The following is a 16,374-nucleotide window of genomic DNA, read 5'->3' on the forward strand; positions in this document are numbered from 1 at the left end:
AACAAAATAATTAAAATTCTCTATATGATTATAATCATAAAAAAAAGAGCCTGAACAATTCAGACTCTTAAACCAGCAATTTGTGGCTGTATTTTTTTAAACCAGTTTTATCTTATCCTCCAGGATTTCAACAATTTTATCCTTATACAAACCGCCCAAAGCCTTTTTGAAATTCTTTTTACTCATTTGCAGTTCATCTCTGATCTCATCCGGTGAAGACTGATCTGACAAGTGCAGCAAACCAAAATTTTCTTCCAGCTTGTTGAGGATTTTTTGCTTAAACTCATCAATATTTTCAAAACCTTCCGGCTGTAATGAAACATCTATTTTCCCATCCTCACGGATGGCCTTAATAAAACCTTCCTCTTCAGACAAAGGATATAGTTTTTTGTACACGTCAGAAGTATAAATCAGTCCGATGTATTTTTTATTGACCACTACATTCCAGCCGAGTTCACTTTCATTCATGATAATCAGATCTACCTTATCTCCTTTTTGAAGCGGTAAATCTTCATATTGAGGATTTCTTTTGAATTTTGTGGTTCCGGTGATCAGATTTAGAATTTCATCTACATATAAATACACCAAATATCTTTTACCTTCAATAATTTTGGTTTTCTGCTGTTTATAAGGAATGAAAAGGTCTTTGATGATTCCCCAATCCATAAATGCGCCGCTGGGAAGACTTTGTACACAGCTCATTACTGCAAATTCTCCAACTTCCGCTAATGGAATTTCTGTAGTAGCCTTTAATTTATGATCATCCTGATACACAAAAACATCAATCTCATCTCCGATTTCTTTTTCCTCATGAACAAAAACTTTTGATAAAAACGCCGTTTCACCAGATTCGTCTGACAGCATTAATCCTGAATTGTTTTTTTCTGAAATCTTTAAAGTCTGGGTTTTTCCGAGTTGCATGAATGATCAATTTAAGGGTCAAAGGTACGGAATAAGGTTGAGATTTAAAATTAAGACATCAGCTCTTCAATTAGAATAATTGATTTTAAGAATTTAAAATACTTAATTGTAATAATTAATGCTTTATTTAATTCCTTGAAATGTAGTCCCTTAATTCTTTTGCAGAACTTTCAAACTGAAAAGCAGGATAAATGATAAAATAATTATTCTGGTCTGTACATCTCGTGTAAGCAAATTTTGCGACTTCTAATCTGTTTTCGTCAAAGCTTAAAACTTTCATAAGAGCTTTTACCTGTTCGGAAGTGATTCTGTTTGTGTTTAACTGCTGTTTGATGACAGAAACCCGTTCTTCATCAAACTTGGTGTTTTTTATGACATTGAGAAAAGAACTGAATGTAGCATTATTCATGATGTTTCCATAATTTCCCTGATTATTCCCGTTTGACGGTCCCCATTGTCCGGAATTTCCACTATACGGTGAATTCCAGAGATCATTCCAGACATCTCCGTAATTATTCTGTAAAGGGGATGTTCCCAATAAATACAGACCTTCATTTGTAAAAAAATCTAAAACCAACCTTGAATTGTTCCTTACATTAACTCTTGTTCGATACAGCAAATAGCCGTTATCATAGATTGAAATAGGAATAAGCCCGGGAATCAGATCAAAAAAACGGTATTTACCCGAAGAATTGGATATCATCTGATCTCCCACTTCAACGGTGTAATAGCCCTGCTCCGGAATTCTCAGAAATACTTCGGCATATCCGTATTGGTAATTTTGATCCCAATTATAAATGGGATTGGCTGGCTTCTGCCTATTTTGGGTATTCCTGTTTTGATTGGGATTGCGAAAACCTGAATTAGGATTTCCGTTTTTATTTCCCGGAATCTGATTTCTCTGCTTCTGCATTTCTGTTTTATTGGCTTCATTCTTTAGAAGCTCTCCTGCTTTTCCTGCTTCTTGCGCAAAAGAAAAAAAACCTGCACAAAAAGCAAAACCGATCCATATTTTTTTCATGTTTTTAATTTTATCGTAATTATTTTTCATCCTAAATATATGCCAAAAAAAGAGAAGCAAAACTGCTTCTCTCTAGTATTTTACATATAATTTGAAAATTACATATGAATCGGTCTTTTTCCTGTAGCATCTAATGCCGCTTCTTTAATGGCTTCCGCGTACGTAGGATGCGCATGGGAACTTCTTGCGATATCTTCAGCACTTGCACGGAATTCCATGGCAATTACGCCTTCAGCAATTAAATCTGCCGCTCTGGCTCCGATAATATGCACTCCTAAAACCTCATCGGTTTTTTCATCTGCAATGATTTTTACCAGACCGTCAACATCACCGCTTGCACGGCTTCTCCCTAATGCTCTCATCGGGAAAGATCCTACCTTATAAGAAACACCGTCCTCTTTTAATTGTTCTTCAGTTTTACCAACTCCCGCAACTTCCGGCCATGTATAGACTACTCCCGGAATCAGGTTATAATTGATATGAGGTTTTTGTCCTGCTAAAGTTTCTGCCACGAAAACGCCTTCTTCCTCTGCTTTGTGCGCCAACATTGCTCCTTTGATCACATCACCAATTGCATAGATATTGGAAACATTAGTCTGTAAATGATCATTTACTTTTACTTTTCCTCTTTCATCCAGTTCAACGCCTGCTTTTTCAAGGCCAAGACCGTCTGTAAAAGGCTTTCTTCCGACAGATACCAAACAGTAATCTCCTTCAACGGTTACTTCTTCGCCTTTTTTGTCTTTTGCGGTAATTTTTACATAATCTCCGTTTCTTTCCACCGCTGAAACCGCTGTAGAAAGCATAAATTTCATACCCTGTTTCTTTAATACTTTAAGAAGTTCTTTACTTAAAGCTCCATCCATCCCAGGAATAATTTTATCCATAAATTCAACCACGGTAACCTGAGCGCCTAATCTTAAGTATACGGAGCCTAATTCCAGACCAATCACACCACCACCGATCACCACAAGATGCTTAGGAATTTCTTTCAGGTTTAAAGCTTCCGTAGAAGTAATCACCCGTTCCTTGTCTAAGGAGATAAAAGGGAGCGATGAAGGTTTTGAACCTGTTGCGATAATGGTATATTTAGATTCTATCATCTCTGTAGAACCATCATTTTTTGTGATTTTAACCTGAGTGGCAGATTCAAAGCTTCCGATTCCTTCAAAAACAGTGATTTTGTTTTTGTTCATCAGATAACTGATCCCGTCTGTATTTTGTTTGATGACCTCATTTTTACGTTCGATCATTCTGGTAATATCTGCTTGAGGCTCATTGATAATGATTCCGTGACCTGCGAAATTGTGTTTTGCATTTTCAAAATGTTCAGAACTGTCTAAAAGTGCCTTTGAAGGAATACATCCCACATTAAGGCAAGTTCCTCCCAAAGTCGGATATTTTTCAATAATAGCTGTTTTGAAACCTAACTGTGACGCACGGATTGCGGCCACATAACCTCCAGGACCAGAACCGATTACGGTAACATCGAATTGACTCATTTTATTTTTATAATTTATTATTAGCGGTATGATAACGATTACAAATTTACTGATAAATTACCACGTGAGAAAGTGAGATTTATCAAATTTTCCGTTCTATGAAAATGCTACAAATCTACATTCAGCTTTCCCTGTCCGAACATTCCTGTACTTTCAAGATAAGATCCGCCGTAGATGTACCAGTCAAGATTTTCCAGATATTCAACAGCATTTTCAGGTTTCATTCCTGCAACGTATTTCTTAGCAATAATGCCTTTGTACCATCTTCCTGATTTTGTAAAGCTTTCAGATTCAACAAGATATTTAAGCCATATTCTCTGACAAAGTTTACACTGTAAAATGCTTACTTCGGCCATTCTCCCATTGGTTTTATCAGTGCCTATATTTGAAGTTCTGTAATCTGTATGGCTTAACTCAGGCTTTTCGCAGACACATCCCAACTTTTGGATTTTATTCATTGATGCTTATTTAAATTTAAAAGCCCAAATGTAAGTAAATATCAAAATTTACACGCTTACTTTTTCATCAGGTCCAGTAAAACTTTTTCGTATTTATTTAAGATGATTTCCTTTGAGAATCTTGTTTTAATAGAATTTTTGATCCATTCTTTATCATAATTCTGCTGAAGGATTTTCAGGATTTTCTGTGAAAAATCTTCCGGATTTTCGATATTGCCGATTTCACCATTGATATCATTTTGTATAATTTCGCTGATTCCTCCGGGACAGTTGTTGGCTAAAGAATAGGTACCGCAAGCTCCGGCTTCCAATAAAACATTCGGAAAACCTTCATACCTTGAAGATAGTATAAAAAGATCCGCATGCTTTAAAAACTGATACGGATTTTCCTGTCTGCCATGAAATACAACGTTTTTTAAGCCTAAAAAATCTTTCATCTGGAGCAGGATTTCACGGTCTTTCCCGTCGCCTATTATATGGAGAATAATGTTTTCGTTTTTTAACCTCGAAAAAACTTTAAGCAGGTTGTCAAAACCCTTTCTTGCTGATAAATTCCCGATGGCTACTACATTTTTATAATTATACTTGAAGCTTTCCGGTTTTTTTGAATGTAACAGTTTCTGCTCAATAAAATCAAAGTCAACCGGATTATTGATCTTAATAATTTTGTGTCTCTTTACACTGAAATTATTAATCAGATCGGTCATCATATCGTCACTCTGTGCAATAATCTGTTGATAATTGTTATAAAAACTGTAGAAAAATTTGATTTCTTTTTTTGTTACGTGTTGGGAAACGACATTCGTTTCCCTTGCAATAAATTTTGTTTTCGGAAAAAGCTTGATAAAGAGTGACAGATAGGCATTGACTTCTCCAAATCCCGAAAATACGATATCGGGTTTTCTGCGGTAGATTTCTTTGAGAATCGGTTTTAAAGAATGTCTGATTCTTTCGGTATTGATATCAATGATTTCGATATCTTTTTTAAGCAAATTCAGATAGCCTCCCTGTTTCCGCAAAAGCAAAATCTGGGGCTCAAACCGATCTCTTGACAGATGATTGGCAATGGTGGTAACAATTCTTTCTGCGCCTCCCATTTCAAGATCGGGCAGAATAAACATGACTGAAATTTTTTTCATAATAAAAAACCTTACTCTGAAATCGGGTAAGGCTGTATTTTTAATTAGCTACATCACTGATGAATTTAATTCTCAACATTCTTACTTCTTCATCAGAAAGCTCATCACCAAATTCATCAAGTAAGACTTTCATGCTGTCGCTTTCAGATTCATTCATAAACTCCATAAAACCATCTACGATATCTTCATCAAAATTATCTTCGATATAATAATCGATGTTTAATTTAGTTCCCTGATAGACAATACGTTCCATTTCTTTTAACAAATCGTTCATCGAAAGATTTTTGGCCCTTGCAATATCTTCGAGATCAATTTTCTTATCGGTACTCTGAATAATGAAAACTTTATGGCTTGATTTATTAGCCACATTTTTCAATACCATATCCTGAGTGCGTTCTATCTGATTGTCTTCTACATATTTGCTGATAAAATCTGCGAATTCTTTACCGTATTTTTTGGCTTTTCCTTCGCCGACTCCGTAGATTTTTGTAATTTCTTCTACAGTGATAGGATATTGTACGGTCATATCTTCCAGACTTGGATCCATAAAAACCGCATACGGCGGAATGCCGTGTTTTTTAGCAACCTTTTTCCTTAGATCTTTGAGTTGGATAAATAAATTTTGGTCAAGCCCACCGCTTGCCTGCATCTGAACCTGATCACTGTCTGCTTTAGTCTGTGAAAGGTCAAATTCGCGGTCTTCGGCAATTAAAAAAGATTCTTTATAATGCCCGTCCAGAACCTGCTGTCCTTTTGGTGATATTTTTAAAACGCCATACGTTTCAATATCTTTTTGCAGGAAATTCTGCACGGTTGCCTGTCTGAGAATGGTTTTCCAGTAATTGTCTTTTTCGTCTTTTCCAAAACCAAAAAATGGGCTCTGCTCCAACTTGTAGGATTTCGTAACGGCGTTTTCTTTGCCTGCAATGACGGAAATAAGATCTTTGGATTTAAACTTTTCTGTAGTATCGCTGATCAGCTCCAACACTTTCTTAAGGTCTTTAGTAGCATCTTTTAATTTCGGAGGGTTAGACGAATTATCGCACATATTGGCTCCGTCACCGTGAACCGGATCAAAAGTTTCTCCGAAATAATATAGAATATATTGTCTCCTGCTCATCGAAGTTTCAGCATATCCCACCACTTCATTTAAGAGCTGAAGGCCTATTTCTCTTTCGGAAACAGGTTTTTGAGCTAAGAATTTTTCTAATTTTTCAATATCTTTCGGATCATAGAAAGCCAAACAGTGCCCTTCTCCCCCATCTCTTCCAGCCCGACCCGTTTCCTGATAATAGCTTTCCAGGGATTTAGGAAAATCATAGTGAATCACAAAACGTACATCCGGTTTATCAATTCCCATCCCGAACGCAATAGTAGCTACAATAACGTCTGCTTCTTCCATCAGGAATTTATCCTGATTGGTTACTCTCACTTTTTGGTCTAACCCTGCGTGATAAGGAAGCGCATTGATTCCGTTGACCTGAAGAAGCTGAGAAAATTCTTCGACTTTTCTTCGGCTGAGGCAATAAACGATGCCTGATTTCCCCTTATGTTTATTGATAAATTTTACGATTTCCTTATCGACATTCACTTTTGGGCATACTTCATAAAAAAGATTTGCACGGTTGAAACTTTCTTTAAAAACCAATGCATCGGTCATCCCAAGTGTTTTCTGAATATCATCCTGAACTTTCGGGGTAGCCGTCGCAGTAAGCGCAATGACAGGGACGTCTGCAATTTTATCGATGATAAATTTTAAATTTCTGTATTCCGGACGGAAATCATGTCCCCATTCTGAAATACAATGCGCCTCATCAATGGCAAAGAAAGAAATTTTTACTTCTTTAAAAAATTCAAGATAATCTTCCTTAATCAACGATTCCGGAGCGACGTATAAAAGTTTGGTTTTTCCGCTCTTAATATCATCAAAAACCTGTTTGGTCTGAGTTTTGTTGAGTGATGAATTCAAAACATGGGCTACTCCATCTTCAGAGGATAACCCATTTACAGCATCAACCTGGTTTTTCATCAGTGCAATCAAAGGTGAAACCACGATGGCTGTACCTTCTGAAATAAGAGCCGGAAGTTGATAACAAAGAGATTTGCCGCCTCCTGTAGGCATTAAAACGAAAATATCTTTTCCGTCTAAAAGTTTTTCTATGATTTCCTCCTGATGTCCTTTAAAAGTTGAAAATCCGAAATATTTTTTTAATTCGCCTGATAAATTGGCTTTTTTTGCGCTCATCTAATTTTGTATTGCTAAATTTGCATCTTACCCAAAGTTATAACTTTTTTGTTTAAAATAAAAGCATTAGGATTTATTATCCATAAACCGGCTTTACATTTTTTTTACAAGTGTTGTTTTGATTCGGGATATTTTGGATAGAAATCGTCATTATAAAATGGATACATCAAACATTATCTCCATCGCTAAAAGTACATTAGCCATAGAAATCGCTGAACTGGAAAAATTAAAAGCCAGAATTAATGAAGATTTTGTAAAAGCAGTAGAAATCATCCACGGAGCAGAAGGGAAACTGATAATTGTAGGAATAGGGAAATCTGCACACGTAGGTAATAAAATCGTTGCCACACTCAATTCTACAGGTACACCTTCTCAGTTCCTTCATGCTTCAGAAGCGATTCACGGGGATTTGGGTGTTATTCAGAAACAGGATGTTGTTTTGTGCATATCCAACTCGGGAAATTCTCCGGAAATTGTTAATCTTGTCAGTTATCTAAAAGAATATTCTTCCGCTCTTATAGGAATGACGGGAAATACAAAAAGTAAGCTTGCGGAATTTTCTGACATTGTTCTTAATACCCATGTTGATCTTGAAGCCTGCCCGAATAAACTGGCTCCTACGAGTTCTACCACTTTGCAGATGGCTTTAGGAGATGCTTTGGCAATTTGTCTGATGGAACTAAATGATTTTAAGGAATATGATTTTGCAAAATTTCATCCCGGCGGAAGTTTGGGAAAAAATTTAACCGCCCGCGTGGAACAGTTTGTTTCTTCACAAAAACCTCAGGTAACCGAAGAATCTTCGATACGTGATGTCATCATCTCAATCAGCGCATCCAGCCACGGAATTACCGTTGTCACGAATCAAGAGGATATTATTGGCGTGATTACTGACGGAGACTTAAGAAGAATGCTGCTGAACGGAGAAGATATTACAAAGGTTTCCGCAAAAGATATTATGTCTGTACATCCTAAAACTATTGAAAAAACCGCTTTGGCAAAAGAAGCGATGAAGGTTTTAAAAGACAATAATATAGGCCAGCTTATTGTGACGGAAAACGGACAATATTTCGGGATTATTGATCTTCATACCCTTTTAGATGAAGGAATTAATTAAAATAACCTTAAGAATTAAGAATTCAACCGGAATCCGTAAATATTTGCTAAATTTGAAACATAAAAAAATATTCTGTGAGCGAAGGTAAAGAAATGTCTTTTTTTGGGCATATTGGAGAATTAAGAGGTCATCTGATCCGTTCTATTATTGCTATTGTGGTCGCAGCGGTTTGTATAGGATACAACATCAACTGGATTATGGATCATATATTTTTCGGTCCTACAAGAAGCGACTTTCCTACGTTCAGAATCGTAAATCATTTTTCGAGAATGATTCTGGGTGAAGATAGCATCCATCTTCCCAAAGAATTCCCGGTAAGAGTTCAGAGATTATATCAGCAGTTTAATGTGATGATGGCGGTTTCAATCTTCGGAGGTATTGTGGCGGGATTCCCATATATCGTTTGGGAATTGTGGCGTTTTATAAGCCCGGCTTTACACCCTAATGAAAGAAAAAACTCTATTTTTATTATCAATTCTGTCTGGATTCTTTTTATGACCGGAGTTTTATGCGGATATTTTTTAATCCTTCCTTTCGCCGTTAATTTTGGGGTTATTTTTAAAATCTCAGATATTATTGTTCCTTTATACGATTTAAGTGATTATACCACTTTATTCTTGCAGGTGGTTTTGGGAATGGGAATCGTGTTTCTTTTTCCTGTGCTCATTTATTTTCTTACCAGCATTGGGATATTAAACCCTCAATTCATGAAAAAATACCGTAAGCACGCCATAGTTTTAATTATGGTCGTAGCCGCTATTATTACTCCTGCCGATGTTTTGAGTATGGTGATGGCCGCAATGCCGCTACTGGTTTTATACGAGTTCAGCATTCTAATGTGTGCGTATACTTATAAAAAGGTACAAAAACGAGAAAACAGCCTTCCTACTGTTCAATAAATTAATTTATATTTAAAATAATTTTACCGCTGATTATAGCAATAAAATTATTTTAATTTTATTTTCAATAATTACTGAAAGTTCAAAAAGTTTTATCTACATTTGTATCATAAAACTTCAGGGTATGAAAATAACGCATCAACTTATTACGTATTGTATTGCTGCAGTCTGGATAATTAACGGATTGTTCTGTAAAGTTCTCAATCTTGTTCCCCGTCATCAAGAGATTGTTTCAAGAATTGTAAGTTTTGAGCATTCAAGGAGTTTAACCGTTATGATCGGTATTTCAGAAGTCGTGATGGCATTATGGATTTTGAGCCGGGTTCATACCAAGCTCAATACCATCACCCAAATTATTGTTATTGCTGTAATGAATATTCTGGAATTTATTTTAGTTCCCGATTTATTGCTTTGGGGAAGATATAACGCTTTATTTGCTTTCTTATTTATTCTGATTATTTATGGTAATGAATTTTATTTGAACCCAAAAATTAAAAAGCCATGCTGAAATACCTGAAAAGTCATCCTTTTGCCGTTGAAGCATTTTTTGAAAGTTCGTTGGTTTTGACATTTGCTGTCCCTAAAGAAGAATTACAACAGCTTATCCCGGAATGTCTGGAACTGGATACGTTTCAGGATCAATGGGCTTTTATTGCAGTTGCCATGGTTCAGACAAAAGACCTGCGTCCGAAAGGTTTTCCAAAATGGATGGGAAATGATTTTTTTCTGATCGGCTACCGTATTTTTGTGCGGTACACCAATAGCGTCGGAAAAAAACGGAGGGGATTATACATTCTTAAATCTGAAACGGATACAAAGAAAATGGAAATAATAGGAAATCTTTTTACCCATTACAATTATACCACGACCGACATCAGGCAAACGGAAAAGGAAAACAATAAAGAAATAGAATCCCTTCAATCAAAATTTAAAGTTATTTTTAGCAAAACTGAAAATCACATTTCTCTGCCCGGAAATTCTCCGTTTGCAGACTGGAAAGAAGCAAGAAGATTTGCGGGACCTTTACCTTTTACATTTACTTATGATCAGGAAAAAAAAGAAGTGCTTATCATTGAAGGTGTAAGACAAAACTGGATTCCCCAACCTTTGGAAATTATCAGTTATCAGTTTGGTTTTCTAAACACACTACCGTTAACAAACCCGGTTTTGGCCAATGCTTTTATCATTAAAAACATTCCGTATTACTGGAAAAAAGGAAAAACAGAATCATGGAAATAAAAAGAAAAAAATTTCAGGGGGTTTTAAACATTTTAAGCTTTAACCGGCATTTCTATGTGATCGGAATCGGGATTTTAATTTTAATAATCATCATTCATCAAATCTTTGGCTGGTCGGATATTCTATTTTGGATCATCGTTATTTCATTTTTGTACGGATTGGTAATGCCTTTAATGGTCTCTGCATATGTTTATGATTTTTCCGGCTATTATAATTTTCATTGGTTGGAAAAATGTGCAATTGACTCTTCAAAAGTTAAGCAGATTATTAATATTAATGCAGGATTTGACGAAACAAGTTTTATCATTAAAAATCATTTTCCAAACGCAGACCTTAAGGTTTTTGATTTTTATAATGCTGAAAGACATACCGAACCTGCCATTATCAGAGCCAGAAAAGTGAGTATGGTGTACCCAAATACAAAGCAGATCAACTCAGATTTAATCCCTTTGAATGACTATTCTGCAGATCTTATTTTTCTTCTTTCTGCAGTCCATGAAATAAGATCTCATGAAGAAAAAATTCAGTTTTTAAAAGAATGTCATCGGGTTTGCAAATCAGACGGAAAAGTGATTATGGTAGAACATTTGCGCGATTTTCCAAATTTCCTGGCTTTTTCTGTAGGATTCACCCACTTTTTCTCTCGGGCTGTCTGGCAAAATGCTTTTAAGAATGCGGGTTTTTCGAAATGTGAAGAAATAAAATTCACGCCCTTTATGTCGGTTTTTATCGGTTCAAATTAATACTGAAAATATGGAAATTCACTTAACGATAATCGGTATTCTATTAATGGTTTTGGCATTTATACACCTTATTTTCCCAACCTATTTTAAATGGAAGCAAGAATTTGAGACATTGAGTCTCATTAACCGGCAGATTATGAAAGTTCATACATTTTTCATTGCTTTAACGGTATTTTTGATGGGTCTGCTTTGTCTCACCTCATCCTATGATTTAATCAATACGTCACTTGGGAAAAAAATAATCCTGGGATTTGCCCTATTCTGGACCGTCCGTTTAATCATTCAGTTTGTAGGATATTCTTCAAAATTATGGAAAGGAAAAGTTTTTGAAACCATTGTTCACATCGTCTTTTCCGTGTTATGGGTTTATATGAGTTTTTGCTTTTGGAAAATATATTTTCTGCAAGGATAAATTATTGATATTAAATTTTCTATTTTTGAACGTATTAATTGTACACCCATGAAGAAAATTTCTTTTCCCCTTTTATTGGTTTCCGGGCTTGTTTTCGGACAGGCTTTTACCAAGCAGGATACTTTAAAAGGCTCTAATACAAAATTCCGGAATTTTTGGGACGTTAAAAAGTACGAATTGTCTGTAGAGCCTGATTTTAAGCAGAAAAGCATTAAAGGAAACAATACAATCAGCTTTGAAATTACAAAAGATATCAGCAATCCCGTTTTCCAGATTGATCTGCAGCAACCTATGAAAGCCGGCAAAATTGAATGCAGTTTTCCGGTAAAAAAAACGGCGAAACAGGAAGGAGACTTCATTTTTATCGCCTCAGATAAAAATTTTAAAAAAGGAGAAAAATATACGATTGATATCACCTATTCCGGAAACCCCGTCATTGCCAAGAATGCGCCGTGGGACGGCGGCTGGGTTTTTACCGAAGATAAGAACGGAAATCCATGGATGAGTGTTGCAGATGAAGGCATCGGTGCTTCTGTCTGGCTTCCGGTAAAAGACCTCTGGAGCGATGAGCCGGATAATGGCGTTGTGATGAAAATCATTACTCCAATTGATCTGACAGGAGTAGGAAACGGAAGACTTATTGATAAAAAATCCGAAAACGGTAAAAATATTTTTACCTGGGAAGTGAAAAACCCGATCAACGCTTATTCTATCATTCCAAACATTGGAAAATACGTGAATTTTAAAGATTCCTACTCTGGCGAAAAAGGAAAACTTGATCTTGATTACTGGGTGATTGATTATAATCTAGAAAAAGCAAAAAAACAGTTTCAACAGGTAAAACCCATGCTGAAAGCTTTCGAATACTGGTTTGGGCCGTATCCTTTCTATGAAGACTCTTATAAGCTGGTAGATGCTCCTTACTTAGGGATGGAACATCAAAGTAGTGTCGCTTACGGAAATGGTTATAAAAACGGCTATCTTGGAAGTGACTTGTCAGAAACTGGAGTGGGCTTAAACTGGGATTATATTATCATTCATGAAAGTGGACACGAATGGTTTGCCAACAATATTACGGCAAAAGATCAGGCAGATATGTGGGTACACGAAGGTTTCACCATGTATTCCGAGGTGCTTTTTACAGAAAATTTCATGGATAAAAAATCTGCTGATATCTACGCTATAGGAATCCGGAACAATATCAGTAACGATATTCCCATTATAGGCAAATACGGTGTAAGGAACGAAGGAAGTGGCGATATGTATCCTAAAGGTGCAAATATGATTCACACAATACGGCAGGTGATTAATAATGATGAAAAATTCAGACAAATCTTAAGAGGTTTGAATAAAGATTTTTATCATCAAACCATAACTACAGACCAGATTGAAAAATATATTTCAGAAAGATCAGGAATTGACTTTTCAAGTGTTTTCAACCAGTATCTTAGAACGATAAAAATTCCTGTTTTAGAGTATTCCCAAAATGGAGAAGAATTAAAATACCGATATGTAAATGGTATTAAAAATTTGATGCTTCCTGTAAGATTAGGAGACCAAACAATTACTCCCAAAGAAAACTGGCAGACCCTGAAATTGAAAAATAATACTCCTGTCGAGTGGAATAAGAATTATTATATCCAATACAAAAAGATACAGTAATAGTAAAGGCAAACTTCAGATATGAGTTTGCCTTTTTGTTAAGTATTGATAAAATATCATAATATTTTAGATGTCTGTAACAAAACCCGTTTTCTCTCAACTACTTATTATAAAATAAACCTAATGAAAAAAACAGCACTTAGTTTAGGAATTCTTGCCGCAGCTTTCATCAATGCACAGTCGATTAAAACCAATATTGATCTGGTGAACGTAAAAAACGACCAGATTGCGGTGACTATGGAATTTCCGAAAATGAAATCCAAAGATGTAAAATTCCATTTTCCGAAAACAGTTCCGGGAACCTATTCTGTAGATGATTACGGAAGATTTGTGGAAGGAATAAAATTTTTAGATAACAAAGGAAAAGAACTGGCTTTCACCAAAACAAATGATAATACCTATTCACTTAAAAATGCGCAGGCGTTAAGCAAAATCACCTATCTCGTAAATGATAGTTTCGATGATGAGATGAATACCGAAAAGCATAAAGCTGTATTTTCACCTTCCGGAACCGATATTGAAGAAGGCAAAATCTATCTTATCAATACGCACGGTTTTGTAGGCTATATTGATGATATGCAGGATGTTCCTTATCAGTTGGTTATTCAGAAACCCAATGACTTTTACGGAACGACCGCTTTGGTAGATCAGGATAAATCTGAATCAACCGACACCTATATCTTAGCCAATTATGCCAAGCTGACCGATTCTCCGATGATGTATACAAAACCGGATTACATCACTTTCAATGCAGGCGGAATGGATCTGGTTTTAGGAGTGTATTCTCCCACGGGAAAATATAAAGCGGCAGATTTTAAAGATAATTTGGAAAAAATGGTCATCGCCCAAAAGAAATTTTTGGGAGATATGAATACCAATAAAAAATATGCGATTCTCCTGTATCTTTCAGGAACGGGAGAGCCGCAGATCAAAGGTTTCGGAGCATTGGAACACCATGAATCCACCAGTGTCGTTTTACCGGAAATGATGCCGAAAGATGCCATCGACAAATCTATTACAGATGTAGTTTCCCACGAGTTTTTCCATACCGTGAATCCGCTGAAAACCCATTCTGAGGAAATTCATTATTTCGATTATGCAGATCCTAAAATGTCTCAGCATCTCTGGATGTATGAAGGCGGAACAGAATATTTTGCCAATTTATTTCAAATTCAGGAAGGGCTGATTACTAAAGATGAATTCCTGAAAAGAATCAACGAAAAAATCACCAATTCCAAGAATTACAACGATACAATGCCATTTACGGTAATGAGTAAAAATGTACTGCTTGATGAATATAAAGATCAGTACAGAAACGTATATGAAAAAGGAACGCTGTTAACCATGTGTCTGGATATTGAGCTGAGAAAATTATCCGGCGGCGAAATGGAATACCGTGACATGATCAGAAAACTGTCGCAGAGATTCGGGGAAAATAAACCATTTAAAGATGACAAGCTGATTGACGAGCTGGTAACGGTAACGGGATTTCCGCAAGTGAAAGATTTTTATAATAAATATATTGCCGGAAACCAACCGACTCCATATGCAGAATACCTGAATCAGGTAGGTGTAGAACTGAAATCTCAGGATACTCCACCTTTATTCTGGTTTATCAAAGATCCTAACCAAACCGGATATAATGATAAAAACAATACGTTTGTTTTTGATGAAAACTCAGCGCTATCGCCTTTTGCAAAAAGTGTCGGTTTTAAAATCACAGACGAAATTCTGGCACTAGACGGAAAAACAATTAACATCCAAAATGTCCAGGAGTTTATTAATTATACCAAAACCATTAAAGACGGACAAAACGTAACGGTTACGATTTTACGGAAAAACGGTGATAAAACCGATAAAATTGATCTTAAAGGAAAAGCGATACTTGATAAAATGACCATCGAAACCCTTGAATTCAAAGCCAATCCTACAGCGGCAGAACAGAAACTCCAAAATCAATGGTTGACCGGTAAAAAATAAGTAAAGCGAAGAAATTTCCTCGCTTTACGGCTTCAATTTTTATAACCCTTCCAGCGTTTAAAACGCTGGAAGGGTTTTTTTAGCCTTACCAATCAAATTATCTGAAATACATCCTAATTCAGAAGATCCGGCTCTATAGGATTGTTATTCTTTTTCAGCGCTTCTTTGGTTCTTTTTTCCATTTCTCTGAAAACCTGATTGGGATCTGAAAGCTCTTTTCCATCTGCGGTTTTCATTTTAAAGACCATTTTGGTATTAGAATCTCCCCCATTCTTCATCATCATTTCACGCATATTTTTCGAAGGATCATTTGCATAGGCTTTCCATGCTTTTTTAAACTGATCTTTCGTCACTTCGACCTCTTTTCCGCCCATTCCGATGATCTGTATATTTTCAGGAAGCTGGGTTTCTTTACCCGGGACGGAAGTCTGAACAGTTTTATTGCCGATCAGTGTCATCGAATGTGATCCTGAAGCATCTTCAATTTTTACAATTAATCCCGGTAAACCGTAAAATTTATACGGGCCGTCCTGAAAAGGAATTTCTGTGCTGAACCACGCCGTCCATTGTCTTCCTCCAAAACTGGTGGTAGCTTTTTGAGCATTGTATTCACCGATTTTCTCTTTGTCGGGAAGAATTTTCCATTCCGGTTTTTTGTCTTCACTTATTTTATACTGATCGGTAGAAATATTTCTGAATAGGAATGTTTTAAAATCAGGATATTGTTTCGTGACCCTGAACGAAACCTGTCCAGGCCTTTCTCTTCTGTTGACACTGATGTTTCCGGGACTCGATTTCAGCTGTTTTTCCAGATCTGCTTTTGCGGTAGAATCTGCCACAAATTTATCACGGCTGTAATATTGAGACCCGCTTTTGTCGATATCCAAAAGCATCATTTCCTTTTTTACATCGGCTTTATCGGTAGAATCCGGAATGTACTTATATTCATAGAAAAATCGGTTGGTCTGCGCACCGGCAAAAAAACTGATCAGCAAAAAAAATAAAATTTTGTTTTTCATAGTATTTTTAAAATAAA

Annotated in this window: 15 protein-coding genes; 8 read left to right on the forward strand and 7 right to left on the reverse strand. The window is 36.1% G+C overall.

Annotated features, from left to right (window positions below):
• Window positions 1–96: 96 nt before the first annotated feature.
• The 6 genes from N0B16_RS05335 to recQ form a co-directional block, all read right to left on the reverse strand.
• On the reverse strand, window positions 97–921 hold the full coding sequence (locus tag N0B16_RS05335) for a CvfB family protein (RefSeq protein ID WP_262989695.1): 825 nt from the start codon (window positions 919–921) through the stop codon (window positions 97–99).
• Between the two features lie 127 nt (window positions 922–1,048).
• Window positions 1,049–1,942: a proline and serine-rich protein 1 family protein gene (locus N0B16_RS05340; protein ID WP_262989696.1), complete on the reverse strand. Its 894-nt coding sequence runs from the start codon at window positions 1,940–1,942 to the stop codon at window positions 1,049–1,051.
• Window positions 1,943–2,040: 98 nt separating this feature from the next.
• Window positions 2,041–3,444, reverse strand: coding sequence for a dihydrolipoyl dehydrogenase (lpdA, locus tag N0B16_RS05345; RefSeq protein WP_262989697.1), 1,404 nt, complete (start codon window positions 3,442–3,444; stop codon window positions 2,041–2,043).
• A 107-nt stretch (window positions 3,445–3,551) separates the two neighbouring features.
• Entirely contained in the window at window positions 3,552–3,902 is a 351-nt protein-coding gene (locus N0B16_RS05350) for a hypothetical protein (RefSeq protein ID WP_262989698.1), read from the reverse strand.
• Window positions 3,903–3,958: 56 nt separating this feature from the next.
• Complete coding sequence (locus N0B16_RS05355; RefSeq protein ID WP_262989699.1) at window positions 3,959–5,041, reverse strand: glycosyltransferase; 1,083 nt, start codon at window positions 5,039–5,041, stop codon at window positions 3,959–3,961.
• 40 nt (window positions 5,042–5,081) lie between these two features.
• Window positions 5,082–7,286, reverse strand: a complete 2,205-nt coding sequence (gene recQ, locus N0B16_RS05360; RefSeq protein WP_262989700.1) for a DNA helicase RecQ — start codon at window positions 7,284–7,286, stop codon at window positions 5,082–5,084.
• A gap of 157 nt (window positions 7,287–7,443) precedes the next feature.
• Here recQ and N0B16_RS05365 point away from each other — a divergent pair, with 157 nt between their 5' ends.
• From N0B16_RS05365 to N0B16_RS05400, 8 genes are all read left to right on the forward strand, one after another.
• Entirely contained in the window at window positions 7,444–8,403 is a 960-nt protein-coding gene (locus N0B16_RS05365; protein WP_262989701.1) for a KpsF/GutQ family sugar-phosphate isomerase, read from the forward strand.
• 74 nt (window positions 8,404–8,477) lie between these two features.
• Window positions 8,478–9,302, forward strand: coding sequence for a twin-arginine translocase subunit TatC (gene tatC, locus N0B16_RS05370; RefSeq protein ID WP_262989702.1), 825 nt, complete (start codon window positions 8,478–8,480; stop codon window positions 9,300–9,302).
• Window positions 9,303–9,426: 124 nt separating this feature from the next.
• Complete coding sequence (locus N0B16_RS05375; RefSeq protein ID WP_262989703.1) at window positions 9,427–9,810, forward strand: DoxX-like family protein; 384 nt, start codon at window positions 9,427–9,429, stop codon at window positions 9,808–9,810.
• Window positions 9,804–10,541, forward strand: a complete 738-nt coding sequence (locus tag N0B16_RS05380) for a DUF2071 domain-containing protein (RefSeq protein ID WP_262989704.1) — start codon at window positions 9,804–9,806, stop codon at window positions 10,539–10,541. Before N0B16_RS05375 ends, N0B16_RS05380 begins: the two co-directional genes overlap by 7 nt.
• Window positions 10,532–11,284 carry a class I SAM-dependent methyltransferase gene (locus N0B16_RS05385; RefSeq protein ID WP_262989705.1) on the forward strand — a complete coding sequence of 251 codons (753 nt, stop codon included), beginning with the start codon at window positions 10,532–10,534 and terminating at the stop codon, window positions 11,282–11,284. Before N0B16_RS05380 ends, N0B16_RS05385 begins: the two co-directional genes overlap by 10 nt.
• 10 nt (window positions 11,285–11,294) lie before the next feature.
• Window positions 11,295–11,696, forward strand: coding sequence for a hypothetical protein (locus tag N0B16_RS05390; protein ID WP_262989706.1), 402 nt, complete (start codon window positions 11,295–11,297; stop codon window positions 11,694–11,696).
• Window positions 11,697–11,744: 48 nt separating this feature from the next.
• Window positions 11,745–13,358, forward strand: a complete 1,614-nt coding sequence (locus tag N0B16_RS05395; RefSeq protein ID WP_262989707.1) for a M1 family metallopeptidase — start codon at window positions 11,745–11,747, stop codon at window positions 13,356–13,358.
• A 123-nt stretch (window positions 13,359–13,481) separates the two neighbouring features.
• Window positions 13,482–15,338, forward strand: a complete 1,857-nt coding sequence (locus N0B16_RS05400) for a M61 family metallopeptidase (protein ID WP_262989708.1) — start codon at window positions 13,482–13,484, stop codon at window positions 15,336–15,338.
• 113 nt (window positions 15,339–15,451) lie between these two features.
• On the opposite strand, the gene N0B16_RS05405 is transcribed toward N0B16_RS05400, so the two are convergent.
• The gene (locus N0B16_RS05405; protein ID WP_262989709.1) at window positions 15,452–16,357 is read right to left on the reverse strand and encodes a GLPGLI family protein; all 906 of its coding nucleotides are present in this window, start codon (window positions 16,355–16,357) and stop codon (window positions 15,452–15,454) included.
• Window positions 16,358–16,374 lie beyond the last annotated feature (17 nt).

This window comes from Chryseobacterium gilvum (assembly GCF_025628965.1).
Lineage (GTDB): Bacteria > Bacteroidota > Bacteroidia > Flavobacteriales > Weeksellaceae > Chryseobacterium > Chryseobacterium gilvum.

Excerpts from the sequence above, each read along its gene's own strand:
- N0B16_RS05335 (WP_262989695.1), bottom strand. The coding sequence starts at position 921 with ATGCAACTCGGAAAAACCCAGACTTTAAAGATTTCAGAAAAAAACAAT.
- N0B16_RS05340 (WP_262989696.1), bottom strand. The coding sequence starts at position 1,942 with ATGAAAAAAATATGGATCGGTTTTGCTTTTTGTGCAGGTTTTTTTTCT.
- lpdA (WP_262989697.1), bottom strand. The coding sequence starts at position 3,444 with ATGAGTCAATTCGATGTTACCGTAATCGGTTCTGGTCCTGGAGGTTAT.
- N0B16_RS05350 (WP_262989698.1), bottom strand. The coding sequence starts at position 3,902 with ATGAATAAAATCCAAAAGTTGGGATGTGTCTGCGAAAAGCCTGAGTTA.
- N0B16_RS05355 (WP_262989699.1), bottom strand. The coding sequence starts at position 5,041 with ATGAAAAAAATTTCAGTCATGTTTATTCTGCCCGATCTTGAAATGGGA.
- recQ (WP_262989700.1), bottom strand. The coding sequence starts at position 7,286 with ATGAGCGCAAAAAAAGCCAATTTATCAGGCGAATTAAAAAAATATTTC.
- N0B16_RS05365 (WP_262989701.1), top strand. The coding sequence starts at position 7,444 with ATGGATACATCAAACATTATCTCCATCGCTAAAAGTACATTAGCCATA.
- N0B16_RS05375 (WP_262989703.1), top strand. The coding sequence starts at position 9,427 with ATGAAAATAACGCATCAACTTATTACGTATTGTATTGCTGCAGTCTGG.
- N0B16_RS05380 (WP_262989704.1), top strand. The coding sequence starts at position 9,804 with ATGCTGAAATACCTGAAAAGTCATCCTTTTGCCGTTGAAGCATTTTTT.
- N0B16_RS05385 (WP_262989705.1), top strand. The coding sequence starts at position 10,532 with ATGGAAATAAAAAGAAAAAAATTTCAGGGGGTTTTAAACATTTTAAGC.
- N0B16_RS05390 (WP_262989706.1), top strand. The coding sequence starts at position 11,295 with ATGGAAATTCACTTAACGATAATCGGTATTCTATTAATGGTTTTGGCA.
- N0B16_RS05395 (WP_262989707.1), top strand. The coding sequence starts at position 11,745 with ATGAAGAAAATTTCTTTTCCCCTTTTATTGGTTTCCGGGCTTGTTTTC.
- N0B16_RS05400 (WP_262989708.1), top strand. The coding sequence starts at position 13,482 with ATGAAAAAAACAGCACTTAGTTTAGGAATTCTTGCCGCAGCTTTCATC.
- N0B16_RS05405 (WP_262989709.1), bottom strand. The coding sequence starts at position 16,357 with ATGAAAAACAAAATTTTATTTTTTTTGCTGATCAGTTTTTTTGCCGGT.